This is a genomic window from Bariatricus massiliensis, from assembly GCF_900086725.1.
GTDB lineage: Bacteria > Bacillota > Clostridia > Lachnospirales > Lachnospiraceae > Allocoprococcus > Allocoprococcus massiliensis.
The window spans coordinates 2501-15183 of sequence record NZ_LT574837.1; the positions used below are offsets into that span (position 1 = coordinate 2501).

Below are 12683 nucleotides of genomic sequence, written 5' to 3' on the forward strand. Positions count from 1 at the left end.
AACGGAGAGGGTGGGATTCGAACCCACGCGCCCTTGCGGACAAACGGTTTTCAAGACCGCCTCGTTATGACCACTTCGATACCTCTCCAGTTATGAAATTGTTGCCGCCGTACTCAGCGACAAAATGAATTTTAACACAACTACAAAAGAACTGTCAATAAGAAATTGACAAGATTTTCAATTTCTTTTTCTGAGCCCCACGAACAGCTCTGCAATCGGCAGATCCTCCGGCGTTGTAATTTTGATATTTTCGTAGGAACCTTCCACTAATTTTATAGGTGCATGCAGCATCTGCTCCGCAACCATGGCGTCATCCGTCACCTGTATACAGGGTTCCCCCATCAGCCTGAAATATGCTTCTTTAATCAAAGAAACTTCAAATACCTGCGGTGTCTGAATCATCCAGAGATACTTTCTGTCCGGTGTCTCCTTTGCAAAGGAATTCTCATCGGCCACTTTAATGGTATCTTTTGACGGCATACCCACAACACAGGCGCCATGCTTTTTCACTGCTTCATAAGCGCGTGCAAGAATCTGCTCATCCACAAAAGGGCGTGCACCGTCATGAATAAACACATAGCCATCCTGATTAGGAGTCTTCAGACCATTATCTTCCATAACGCGCAAAGCCCGGTAGACAGACTCGTAGCGTTCGCTGCCTCCCACAGTTATCGTATCCACTTTCGCAAATCCAAACCGCTCAACAATTTCTCTTCTACAGTAATCCACTTGCCCTTCACCGACGACGAGAATAATGTCATCTATAATGTCCGACTGCTCGAACACTGCCAGAGAATAATATAGCACCGGTTTCCCTTCAATTTCCAGATATTGCTTTTGAATCTTTGTCCCCATGCGGCTTCCTTGGCCTGCCGCCAGAACAATCGCCGTACATCTCTTTTTCATAGACACCACCTTGCCCTATCGTTCTCCCAGCTTTAAATTAGGAACTGCATTCAAATCCCAGCCATGACGTGTCCCTGCCAGATACTCATAATACGCGGCCACCCCAATCATGGCAGCATTGTCCGTGCAGAATATGGGTGAAGGGTAATAAAATTCTATTCCGTTCTCCTCACATGCATTTTTCATGGCAGCACGCAGCGTACTGTTGGAAGCTACCCCTCCCGCTATTGCGAACTTTTTCAATCCATACTCCTGCACTGCATGCATCGCATTCTCCACGAGCACATCGGTCACCGCTTTCTGGAAAGACGCCGCGATATCGGCCCGGTTATACTCGATTCCTTTCATTTGGCAGCCATTGATATAGTTGAGCACGGATGACTTCACACCGCTGAAACTAAAATCATAAGGGGAATCTTCTATGTGGGCCTTTGGAAATACGATGGCATCCGCGTTGCCCTCCTTAGAAAGTTTGTCTATCTTAGGCCCCCCGGGATACCCTAAGCCAATCGCTCTGGCCACTTTGTCGAACGCTTCACCTGCGGCATCATCTCGAGTCCTGCCCAAAATCTCATAGTCTCCATAGTCCTTCACGCAAACTAGATGCGTATGGCCTCCGGATACAACAAGACATAAAAACGGCGGCTCCAACTCTTTATTTTCAATGTAATTGGCCGAGATGTGCCCTTCTATATGATGCACGCCGACCAACGGGATTTTTTTAGCATAGGCAATGGCTTTCGCCTCCGCTACCCCCACAAGAAGCGCGCCAACCAAGCCGGGGCCATATGTGACGCCGATGGCGTCAATATCGTCCAGCGTAACTTCCGCCTCTGTCAAAGCCTCTTCTATTACTTGATTGATTTTTTCAATATGCTTTCTTGACGCAATTTCCGGCACGACTCCTCCGTATAGCTTATGCAGCTCAATCTGAGAAGATATCACGTTAGACAACACCTCACGGCCATTTTTCACCACCGCCGCCGCCGTCTCGTCACATGAGCTTTCGATTGCCAGAATCAATATATCCTTCTTCTCTTCGTCCACGTCTTCTCTCCTCCTTTTTATTCCGGAAAATCCAGTTCTACGGACATGCGGTCTTTCCCGGCAACTGCATGAGGGAAAATGTCCCTTACCGCATCCATGAATTCTTCCGGTCTGGTAAGCGACGGGCTGTAATGGGTCAGCCACATTTCCTTAACCTCCGCATCCTTGGCAAGCGCTGCCGCCTCATAAAATGTCATATGCTTATACTCCACCGCTTTGGAAGCCTTCTCCTTCTCACCGTACATCCCTTCGCAGATGAATAAGTCAGAACCTGCCGCATGCTCCCTGATAGAATCCGTGGGTCTGGTGTCCGTGCAGTAAGTAAGCTTAATGCCCTTTCTTGGCGCTCCCAGAACCATATCCGGCGTCAGTATCTTCCCGTCCAGCTCAATGGAATCTCCTTTTTGTAAGTATCGCCAATACTGTTTGGGAATCCCCTGCGCTTCCGCTCTTTCAACATCAAACTTTCCCGCCCTGTCGATTTCGATCGTATATCCATAACAGATAACATTATGTCTCACACGAAACGCAGTCAGCCGGTAGCCATTTATTTCAAATGACTGTACCGGCTCTGTGATTTCTATAAATTTCAATTCAAACGGCAGTTCTGGCGCGATGACACGAAGAGAATTCACTACTCTTTCCAATCCTCTCGGCCCGATTAAAGTGAGGGGTTCCGTCCTGTCTGTATTTCCCATTGTCAGCAAGAGCCCCGGGAGGCCGCTGATATGGTCGCCATGATAATGAGTGAAACAGATAACATCTATGGGCTTAAAGCTCCATCCCTTTTCTTTAATCGCAATCTGCGTCCCCTCGCCACAATCAATCAATAAATGGCTTCCGTTGAATCTAGTCATCAAAGCGGTAAGCCACCGGTAAGGAAGCGGCATCATTCCGCCGGTTCCAAGTAAACATACATCTAACATCGGTTCTCCTTATTCTGGTCTTATTTCCACTGGAATACGGAAAGAAGATATCAGCTTGTCGTAGCACTGCTCGCACATATCAAACTGATGGAATTCGGTATCCTTATCAGAAAAATATCCCCACTGCTTTTCAACAGTCAACACTTCTTCCTTGGCAATTCCGTTTACTACTTCTATTTCTTTTCCGCATTGATTGCAGATAATTTTTGTGATTTCTTTTTCCTGTTTGTTGTAAATTTTAAACTGGCGCATCGTTTTCCTCCTGTGAATCCTGTCCGCACGCCGAAAGACGTCCGGTCTTCATCTCATCTGGTTACGCCTTCATTATATAGTCACTCCACTACAATTCCTAGTGGGAACTACTGTATACTCATACTAAATCTTCCATTTCTCTCAAAGCGTCTTGCTCATCAGCACGGCATCTTCGGGATTGTCCCCGCCGTAATAAAACTTCCGCTCACCGTCCACCGTAAAACCATTTTTCGTATAAAAGCTGATTGCAGGTTTATTGCTCTTTCGTACATCAAGCAGCAGCTTTGTCAACTGCTTCTCACCACATACCGATTCCATATGCTCAAGCAGCCGCTGCCCCACTCCCCTGCCTCTGGCCTGCTCTGTCACAGCGATTCTGGCAATCTCACACTCATCCAAGACATAATAGCAAAGATAATATCCCAGAAGGGTATCCCCTTCCTTCGCCGCAGCACAGAAGGTGTGGGTCTGTTTCACCGTACTTCTTATCTCGTGGTAGCTCCATGCATCCGGGAAAATCTGCTGCTCCAAAAAGGCAGTCTGTTCTATCAAATCCTGATCTTCCAGTTCCATCGTCTTTATACTAAGCATTTTTGCCTCCTCTGATGTACTTTTTGAAATATCCGCTCCTTCTCCTTATCTCCCGCCGTCCAGAGCTTTTTGGCGTTCAGCCCGCTCCCGTTCCGCCTGTGAGACGCGCAGGTAATCCGGCTTATGCTCTGCGGCATTTTCAATTTTTCCTTCATGATAATACTGTATCGCCAGCGCTCCCACCGCAGCGGCCCGCTGGTAATTCATGTGTGGCGGCGCAAAAGCAATATCCTTTTCCCTCAAAAGTTCTTCCTTCAAGGCATGACAATGAACAGGGACTCCGTCCCCCAAAAAAATGATTCTTTTATCATAAGAACGAAGCTTTTCCGCCAGCTCCTCAATCCCCACAGCCATCTGTGGCTCCAACACATTCATTCTGTCACCGTCAAAAGAATAGATTCCACTATAGACCTGATTCCTTCTGGCGTCCATAATGGGACAGACAACGCAATCCGTATAGCAGAGGTTATAGGCCAGCCCGTCCACCGTGGGAATGTGAATCAGCGGTCTATTTAAAGCCAGACCAAGCCCCTTTGCAGTAGCCGAACCGATGCGCAGCCCGGTAAAAGACCCCGGCCCTCCTGCCACTGCAATGGCATCTATCGATTCCATGTCCAATTCTGTCATCTTTGCAATCTCATCTAACATCGGAAGCAGCGTCTGAGAATGCGTCTTTTTATAATTGACCGTATACTCGGCGACTGTTTTCGCACCTGTCTCCGTCTCTTCCACAACAGCAACGGCCGCCACAAGGCCGGAACTGTCAAGCGCTAAAATACGCATAAAATCTCGTCCTCTTTTCTATTTTTAATGATTACAATTCTTCCACAGTGATTCTGCGGAATTCGAATCCAAATTGCAAGTCTTTTTCTATTACGATTTCCGTGCGGTCCGGCGGCAGAATCTCTTCTATGAGATTGGCCCATTCAATCAGGCACACCCCGTTCCCGTAGATATAGTCCTCATAGCCGATTTCATCCATCTCTTCGATGTCGCCGATTCTATACACGTCAAAATGATAGAACGGCAGACGCCCTTCTTCATACACCTGTACTATCGTAAATGTAGGGCTGCTGATGGGTTCTTTGATGCCGAGGCCCTCGGCAAGGCCTTGGGTAAATACCGTCTTCCCTACACCCAGATCTCCGACCAGAGTGTAGACCTGTCCCGCTTTCGCCTGTCTCCCTATCTTTTTCCCCAGCTCAAATGTTTCCGCAGCACTTCTTGTCTCAATTACCATTGTATTTGTTGCCTCCCCATTCTAAATAGCGCTCACATGGCGGATTTTCACTTTATTCGGCGGCATATGCGTAGAAATCATCTTTACCACTTCCGGGTATTGTTCTCCCAATGCTTCTCTCGGAAAAATGAGAGCCCGTACTTTGGTCACATATAAAATAATGGAAGAACCTGTAGAAACCGCTTTCTGAAATTCTGCCCATGGATTGAGGGTACTCTGCTCCCCCTGCGATATCTTCACGCCCTCCTCTGTCATTTCATATGTAATCGCTTCCTGAAACATTGGCGATTTCGCCACCTGCTCACTGGAACGTATTTTCAAATTGATGGGATTGCCCACAAGAAAAATAAAGGCAAACAGGAAAAATGTCATTGCTGTACTACTCTCTCCCGCTGTCAGATTCTGGATTCCAAGCGCAAGGGTCACAAGGCCGAATACCGTCCCCGCTATCCCGCTCAGGCTTGTATATGAAGTATGGAGCATGAAATTGTACATTGCTTTCTTTGTCATCTTTACGTCAAATTTCACTGACATCTACGTTACCTCCCGTATCAAAAGCGTTCTGCTGCTAAGATTATACCACAGGAATCAATGTCTAACAAGCAAAAAGGACACGGTGCTTATGCTCCTGTGTCCCTTAGTTATACCATTATTCAAATCCGCCTGCACTTTTAACTAGCTCTGCATAATCACCAATACTAATTTCCGTCGGGACACTGAAAGACATATTGATACCATCCTTCATCTGCTGAATGCTTGTCTGTGCATTTGCGTCAGTCATATCAATTAACCCCATTTCTTCGTCTGTGTACCCCATCAAATACTGCACAACTGCAAGACAGCACTGAGACTTCTCATCTTCCGATGCAGCCTCCCACTCTAACTTCGTCCAGTTGAGATACTCATTTCCATAATCTTTACCAGATGCCTGAAACATGGTATCCATCTCCGCAAATAGTCCTATCACCACTTCGTTGGCATCCTTGCTGTCTATGGAATACTTTCCATCAGATGCTTTTGTGACAGCCACCTCATAGTTGACCGCATCACCATAGGACTGCTCCTCAACGGCTTGCTTCAACGCATCCAGCAGAACCTCTCCTATATCTGTTCCTGCGGCTGATTGTGAAACATTATTTAGAAATACAGTCATAACGTCGGACGGATATGCCTTCACCTCTACTATAAAATTACCATCCTTATCCTTTTTAGCTTTCCCTACTTCATATTTTGCAGAGGCAAGCAGTTCCTTGCATACTTCTACGAAGTCTCGGGGAAATTCTTCTCCTGTTCCGGCAATGCTGCTCATCTGTTCTACCAGACTATCCAGACTTTCCTGATACATCTTTTTCACATCTTTTTTTGACTTACCTGTAACCTCTGCATAGTCGTCCACGTCACCTTCCAGAGAAGCTTTAAAGCATGCTTCCACGTACTCCTGCGCATCAGCCTCCGTAAGCTCCTTCTTACACGAGGTAAGCAGCATAGCCGACGCAAGCATTATCAGCAACAGTTTGATTTTATTAAATCTTTTCATAACTAAACTCCTTTTATTGTTTTCCGGCCGTCAAAGCTCCTAAGTTCTTCAGAGACATCTGAAATATAATCGTCTCAATACACTCTAAAAGCTCACTGGAATCTTTAATATCCAGTTTCTTCAACGAGTAACCACCATCACTTCTATAATAATGCATATATTTTTCTCTTCCATTGATAATAAATTGGGCCTGTTCTTCCTGCACCCATATTTTCTTTCTCAGGACGGTAAAAAGGGACTTCTCTATCGACTGTGCAGCAATAAAAAGATCCACTCCTCCCTCTAGAAACTCGACAATACGGAAGACTGTATCCAAATCCTTTGTCAACGTAAGTTTGATATGATATTTATCATTTTTCTCTATCCTGTAGCACAAATTACGGTATCGCCACAACTCCGGCATTGTTTTTGCATATATCATAATGTTGATGTCAGCTACCGCCCTATTATTTTTCTGTATTTTTTTCATAATAGTTTCCTGACATTTTGCCGTTAAACTTGCTGTACCATTTCTTTCAACTGTTTTCCGGGTCTGAAACGAGGAGATTTATGGGCCGGTATCTGTAATATTTCACCATTGTGTGGATTACGGCCCTCACGCGCCTTTACTTGCTTTGTGTCAAAGGTTCCAAAACCAACTAGTTGAATTTTCTCTCCCTGTGCCAGTTTCTCAGAAATAACTTTAAGTATTTCATTTGTCACATTCATAGTTGTATTAGTTGATGTTTCTGTGTTTTGTGCCACAATTGCGGCTAATTCTGCTTTTGTCATAATTCTCTCCTGATTTTTAATAATTTTCTTTTATTTGTCCCCCACCTCGCATACGCGGGACGGCATTAAAAAAGCATTTTTCAAAATCACTGACAGACATTGGCCGGTAAAAATAAGAACCCTGACCATAATTGCACCCCAGTTCTCTCAACAGACGAACCTGTGCTTCTGTCTCAATTCCGTCCGCAATGCATCGGATATTTCCCATCTGGCAACACATATCTATAGTGGTCTGTACTATGATTCCAGACTTCTTGTTATAGGTGATGTCGTCGATTAACCCCTTACCTATCTTCAATTCACTAAACCCAATTTCAGACAGTATCTTCATATTCGAAAAACCGCTTCCATAATCATCCAGCGAAAGGGGAAATCCGATTTTTTTTATCCTGTCCACATAAGTTGGAACTCTCCTGTCTAACTCTTTTATAGCAATAGAACGCTCCGCAACTCCCAGCACTATGCTTCCCGGATTCAGTTGGTATTGACAACACAAAGTTTCCATCCGTCTGACTGCTTCTGGATTGTTCAGAGTGGCACGGGATAAATTAACCGATAAATGAAAATTAGGCACTGCACTCTGCCATTTATTCAGAATGCGGCATACACTTTCCATGATAAAAAAATCCAGCTTAAAAATGTACTCTTTCATCTCTGTCTTAGTAACAAAATCTCTAGGCACAATAATCTTTCCGCCAACCTCGGTTGCCCGCACGAGCGCCTCCGCACCTATTACTTTTCCGCTGTCCAATCGTATCTGGGGCTGCAGGTATATCTGGTATTCACATCTAACTTTTTTTCCCATATATCTGCCCCTTTTACTCGCATCCAAAGACAAGCCGGACACCTTTTCCCAACTCAATCTTCTCCCCACTGTCCGTAGATTTTTTTACTTCTTTCAACATGAGATCCCATATCATCACAATTGTTTCTTTGCTATAATTGCATTTTTCCGAAACACGTTCTGCCAGTTCTTCTTCGTCAATTACATTGATTGTTGTCGATACCAACGGCATAATACTCTTACTCCTCTTTTTTCTTTTTCATTTTACCAATCACACCCGCGCTTGCCCCAAGCATTAGCAAGAGGGCCGTTGCAGAAACCGGGTCACCAGTCTGCGGTGTCTTTGCGGTTTTTTTCGTCTTTTTATTGTTTGTAAGCACCGTTGTCTTCTCTTTGACTACAACTGTTTCCTTCTCTGGCTCCGGTGATTCCGGTGTCACCGGCTGAGAAACTCGATTCATATTCGCTTTCGCAATCAGTGCGCCTGCTTCCTCTACCAATGGTGACAGTATGTCTACGTCATTTGGTGTCTCGTTCAGTGCCGTCTCAAACTTCGTCTGCATTTCTGTCAACTTGTCCATATATTCCTTGCTGATACCGCCCGGTTCTCCCACCGTGTCCTTTTCCTGCTCGATGAATTTATCCAAATCATCTTTGGCTTCTTGAAAAGCGTCCTCTGTCGTTACCAATTTATCCATAGCTGTCTTCAATTGATTATATGCATTTAGATACTCTTCCGGTTCTGCCATATCCGTCGAATCCACTAGTGCCTTTGCTGTATCATAAGAGTCCTTAAAGAAAGCCTTGCTGTTTTCCGTATATGTGTTATCTCCCGCCTCAATAGCCGTGCGAAGGCCTGCGTATGCCGATTCACCAACCAGTGCTGCCAACTTATTCTTCACATCAGCCGCACTCATTTTAATTGTATCCAGTGCATCCTGTACATCGCTCAAATCCTGAACTGCCCCATTAATTTGATCCGTTGTACTGGTCGCTGCTTCAAAAACGTTTTTGGCATTTGCAACCTTGGTAGCCAGTGACTGTAATTCAGTAGTGTCATAATACCCTGTATTTTCCAGTTGCTGTATCTGAGCCGCCAATTCATCCGCCAGCTGTATTAATCCTTCTTGTGACACAAGCACAGTATTCAATGTGTTCATAATCTGGTTCATCATCTGTTCTGTCTCATAAGAATCCAGATCTTTAACAGCCTCGCTGACAGCAACTTCATTATCGCCGGGTTGAACACCGATAGAATTAAGCAGATTCTGCACAGCTGTCACCGAAGCCGGGTCATACCAACTTGCGTTATTTACAACGGACTGCGCTCTACCAATCAAAGTCTCCAGACCTGCTTTATCTGTCAGTGACGGTAACATGGCCAACTTTCTGTATGCCTCTTGATAATCCGCTGCGATTTGCTGCCACTGGGGTTCTGTATACGCACCCGGATCGGCTATCACCGCCTCCACTTTGGCCTTTTCCGCCTGATATGCGTCCCAGCTTTCCGGAGTGTAGGACATTGGCCCTGATATCTGGCTCTCTACATAATCCAGCAGTCCTTGTGCTGTGAGCACAAGGCCGCTCTGTGCTGTTCTCAGATTCTGGATAGCGGCTGTTACCTCAGCCTCTGTTGCAGAGTCGTTGTTCATAACTGCTCTTGCCACCTGCAGGGCTGATTCAACAGGAGCATAAGAATCCGGTGTATACCAGCTTTGATTTTCCTCAACCAATTCTGCGCGCTGAATCTCTTCCTCCAGTTCTGATTTGTCAACTACTGCATAGGTTGTTGACGGCTTCATTCCTGTTGATGCTTTATTCGTCTCTTCTTTCACAGGTGCATTTTCCGCAGCCACCGCATTGTCTGCTGTTATACTTCCTTCTATCGTCGTATTCCCTTCAGTGGATATATTTTCTTCAATAGATGCGCTCTCTCCCGCGGATACGTTTTCTTCGATAGAAGCGTCTCCTTCAGCAGGGAGATTCTCTTCCGTTTCTACTTCTCCGCCTCCTGTCACCGAAGCGTCCGGAGTCTCAGCTGTCTCCTGAACTATCGCTGTGTCCATACTGTCATCCATTGCCGCCACACTCATTGTACTGCCTGCCATGGCAGAGCTTGCAATGCTGACAGCCAGCCCCAACGCGTATAATTGTTTTCTCTTCATAATGGCTTCTCCTGTTCTACTATGTTTTATTCATTCTTAGAAATACCTGATGCTGCAACTATTTCTCTCTTGCATATCCTAGCAAAAAATCTCTTTTTTGTGTGTCTCACTGTCATGAAGCGCAAAAAAAAGTTTCCGAAATGCAATTTTCATCTCAGCTATCCATGTTTTCTCTTCTCCATATCGGCCATAATTGGCTTCATATACATAATATCCAGCATTTTTTTCAGCAAATCCAGTACACTTTTAAAGCATATCTCCCCAGCTTTTCCAGAGTACCGCATAGTTCCCTGCCATGTTGAGTGTTGGCTGTACTTCACATCAATCAAAAAAAAGTATAATGACTTCCAGCTGGTTTGGAATTTATCGCTTGTCCACCGGGGTACAGGCTTCATTCCTTGTGCCTTCAACTTCTCTATGTCGGATATGAGGCAGTCAATTTTCAAAACCATATCCAGAAGATTATGGAAGGGAATCGGTTCTTCTTTATAAACAGTAAAAATTTCTCCAATAACATTATCATTTATAACCTGTTTAATCGCTATACACATTATGCCTGTTATGCTCATATACTTTCCTCCTCTATGTTCATGAATTTTTATCTCTTCCAACCCCAAGTTTTCCATATTTAATCAGCAGTTCTTTTAATAGTTGAAAATCATTCCCATAAAAATTATGTGTGTCGAACACTGTTAAACGTCTTCTCGCTGGAAGCGTACCGATGACCATTCTTTTCTTCTGAATGATTACTGCCACGTCCTCATATTCAAGTCTTCTCACACCGCCCACGTGGTCATACAAAACAACTTCATTCTTTTTGCAAAGACATTTCCAATATCTTACATGCCCCACGATCTGTATCCTGCAGGGAAGTTCTTTACCCAGATATTCTTGAAAATACATACGATAATAACAGGTATTCCTCCAGTTTTCCCGCGGTATCTTCTTCACTCTGTCAATCCTGAACTTCCTGTATCCTGCCGTTACCGTTCTGCCATGATAGTACTTTTTTATAAGTATCCGATCCTGCTCTCCATGTTCGTATGTAAATACCGGTGTTGTCTGAAGTACCGGCTGAGAAAGAATGACATGCTGCCTTGCCTTGACAGAAAAAATCGGAATCCCTTTCTCCTTCCTGCGCTGTCTGGTCAGACAGCGCAGCGTACAGACAACTACAGCTAAAATTCCTACAAGCAGCAGATTCTTCCACATGCTCTTTTATCCCTCATTCTTCATTAGGCTTAAATCCTGATATTTCTCATATAATTCTTTATTATTCTCTGTCATTGCTTTCGGATTACCATGCACCATCTTTGAGAATTCAATTGTCTCGTCTGTATAAACATTTGGCCTTCTCAAATATCGGAAGCAGCCTTCCTTTGCGGTCGTCACCACCACATTGTTATATCCGCCGCTGCAATGTGCAAACATGAGCTGGCCATCCATATTTCTTCCTATTACAATGCCCACGTGATTAACCGATGTGCCTCCCGGGGCCATAAAAGCCAAGTCACCTGGCAGTGCCTCTTTTTCTTCGATAGCGGAAGAATTGGCCCACTGTGCTGTTGTTCCATGTCCCACACTCTTGATGATATCCCGATTCCCGGCTGCGTTTAAGAAAGCCCATGTCACATATCCACTGCAGTCAAGCCCATATGTACGGATTGTCCCTGTAGTGTCATTACCTTCACTTGTGACAGTCGCCGCCATTCCCCAGCGGGAATCCCAACCTATAGCACTTGATTTGCCTCCCCAAAAGTAATTGACCTTTCCCACTAGTGAATATGCATGAAGTACGACCTGAAGACGTTCTTCACTCATCTCCCCCCGGGTCATGCGCACAAGTTCCTCAATCTGTGTCTTAGACAATTTCAAATCCTTGAACTGTTGTGGAAGAACGCTGTCCGAGTAGACAAATACCGGCGCTTTCACTTCCGTGTTTCCATCTGTATAAGATTTTGCGGACTCTTTACGTGAGGCTTCACTATTTGAAATACTTCCGGATGCTGTATCATTACCCTGTGTTGTTTCATCGGATTCTCTGCCACTGTCCGGCGTGGCCGTTTCTATGAACTCAGTACCGCTATCCGGCGTTGTCTCTTCTCCTGACTCGTTTCCACTGTCCGGCGTTGACACTTCTTCGGACTGGCTTCCACCGTCCGGCGTTGACACTTCTTCGGACTCAGTACCACTATCCGGTGTTGTCTCTTCTTCTGACTCGCTTCCACTATCTGGGGTCATTACTTCTTCGGACCCGCTTCCGTTTCCCGGTACTGTCGCTCCTCCTGTTTCATTTCCCAGCGCTGCCTCCTGTTTCTCCTGAACTTCTGCTGAGGAGGTACCGTCAATCATGTTACTCTGTTCTTCCTGCGCAAAAGCACTGTTTGCCAGTGGAACCAGTATTCCTGTTGCCAGAACAGCACAAAGTATCATGTTCCATCTGCTTTTTTTCATTCTATCCTCT

Annotated in this window: 17 protein-coding genes and 1 tRNA gene; all 18 read right to left on the reverse strand. The window is 45.2% G+C overall.

Annotated elements, in window-relative coordinates:
• Positions 1 to 2 precede the first annotated feature (2 nt).
• Positions 3 to 88: transfer RNA gene (locus BN6465_RS06200), tRNA-Ser, on the reverse strand.
• Between the two features lie 89 nt (positions 89 to 177).
• Positions 178 to 906, reverse strand: coding sequence for a 2-C-methyl-D-erythritol 4-phosphate cytidylyltransferase (gene ispD, locus BN6465_RS06205; protein WP_066732832.1), 729 nt, complete (start codon positions 904 to 906; stop codon positions 178 to 180).
• A gap of 15 nt (positions 907 to 921) precedes the next feature.
• Entirely contained in the window at positions 922 to 1953 is a 1032-nt protein-coding gene (tsaD, locus tag BN6465_RS06210; RefSeq protein ID WP_066732834.1) for a tRNA (adenosine(37)-N6)-threonylcarbamoyltransferase complex transferase subunit TsaD, read from the reverse strand.
• 17 nt (positions 1954 to 1970) lie between these two features.
• Entirely contained in the window at positions 1971 to 2879 is a 909-nt protein-coding gene (locus BN6465_RS06215; RefSeq protein WP_066732836.1) for a ribonuclease Z, read from the reverse strand.
• Positions 2880 to 2888: 9 nt separating this feature from the next.
• Positions 2889 to 3131: a hypothetical protein gene (locus tag BN6465_RS06220; protein ID WP_066732840.1), complete on the reverse strand. Its 243-nt coding sequence runs from the start codon at positions 3129 to 3131 to the stop codon at positions 2889 to 2891.
• 141 nt (positions 3132 to 3272) lie between these two features.
• The gene (rimI, locus tag BN6465_RS20440; RefSeq protein ID WP_066732842.1) at positions 3273 to 3722 is read right to left on the reverse strand and encodes a ribosomal protein S18-alanine N-acetyltransferase; all 450 of its coding nucleotides are present in this window, start codon (positions 3720 to 3722) and stop codon (positions 3273 to 3275) included.
• Positions 3723 to 3767: 45 nt separating this feature from the next.
• A complete protein-coding gene (tsaB, locus tag BN6465_RS20445) occupies positions 3768 to 4505 on the reverse strand; it encodes a tRNA (adenosine(37)-N6)-threonylcarbamoyltransferase complex dimerization subunit type 1 TsaB (RefSeq protein ID WP_066732844.1) in 738 nt (245 codons plus the stop codon).
• 31 nt (positions 4506 to 4536) lie between these two features.
• Entirely contained in the window at positions 4537 to 4962 is a 426-nt protein-coding gene (gene tsaE, locus BN6465_RS06235; RefSeq protein ID WP_066732846.1) for a tRNA (adenosine(37)-N6)-threonylcarbamoyltransferase complex ATPase subunit type 1 TsaE, read from the reverse strand.
• Positions 4963 to 4983: 21 nt separating this feature from the next.
• Positions 4984 to 5496, reverse strand: coding sequence for a YcxB family protein (locus BN6465_RS06240; protein WP_066732848.1), 513 nt, complete (start codon positions 5494 to 5496; stop codon positions 4984 to 4986).
• 115 nt (positions 5497 to 5611) lie between these two features.
• Positions 5612 to 6499: a hypothetical protein gene (locus BN6465_RS06245; RefSeq protein WP_066732850.1), complete on the reverse strand. Its 888-nt coding sequence runs from the start codon at positions 6497 to 6499 to the stop codon at positions 5612 to 5614.
• Positions 6500 to 6512: 13 nt separating this feature from the next.
• Entirely contained in the window at positions 6513 to 6968 is a 456-nt protein-coding gene (locus BN6465_RS06250; RefSeq protein WP_066732853.1) for a hypothetical protein, read from the reverse strand.
• Between the two features lie 23 nt (positions 6969 to 6991).
• A complete protein-coding gene (locus BN6465_RS06255; protein ID WP_066732855.1) occupies positions 6992 to 7270 on the reverse strand; it encodes an HU family DNA-binding protein in 279 nt (92 codons plus the stop codon).
• Positions 7271 to 7286: 16 nt separating this feature from the next.
• A complete protein-coding gene (locus BN6465_RS06260; protein ID WP_066732856.1) occupies positions 7287 to 8075 on the reverse strand; it encodes an EAL domain-containing protein in 789 nt (262 codons plus the stop codon).
• 13 nt (positions 8076 to 8088) lie between these two features.
• Complete coding sequence (locus tag BN6465_RS06265) at positions 8089 to 8286, reverse strand: HU family DNA-binding protein (protein ID WP_066732858.1); 198 nt, start codon at positions 8284 to 8286, stop codon at positions 8089 to 8091.
• 7 nt (positions 8287 to 8293) lie between these two features.
• Positions 8294 to 10219, reverse strand: coding sequence for an FIVAR domain-containing protein (locus BN6465_RS06270; RefSeq protein WP_066732860.1), 1926 nt, complete (start codon positions 10217 to 10219; stop codon positions 8294 to 8296).
• A 158-nt stretch (positions 10220 to 10377) separates the two neighbouring features.
• A complete protein-coding gene (locus tag BN6465_RS06275) occupies positions 10378 to 10788 on the reverse strand; it encodes a hypothetical protein (protein ID WP_066732862.1) in 411 nt (136 codons plus the stop codon).
• A 19-nt stretch (positions 10789 to 10807) separates the two neighbouring features.
• The gene (locus BN6465_RS06280) at positions 10808 to 11431 is read right to left on the reverse strand and encodes a hypothetical protein (RefSeq protein ID WP_066732865.1); all 624 of its coding nucleotides are present in this window, start codon (positions 11429 to 11431) and stop codon (positions 10808 to 10810) included.
• A gap of 6 nt (positions 11432 to 11437) precedes the next feature.
• A complete protein-coding gene (locus tag BN6465_RS06285) occupies positions 11438 to 12673 on the reverse strand; it encodes a C40 family peptidase (RefSeq protein ID WP_066732869.1) in 1236 nt (411 codons plus the stop codon).
• Positions 12674 to 12683: the final 10 nt, after the last annotated feature.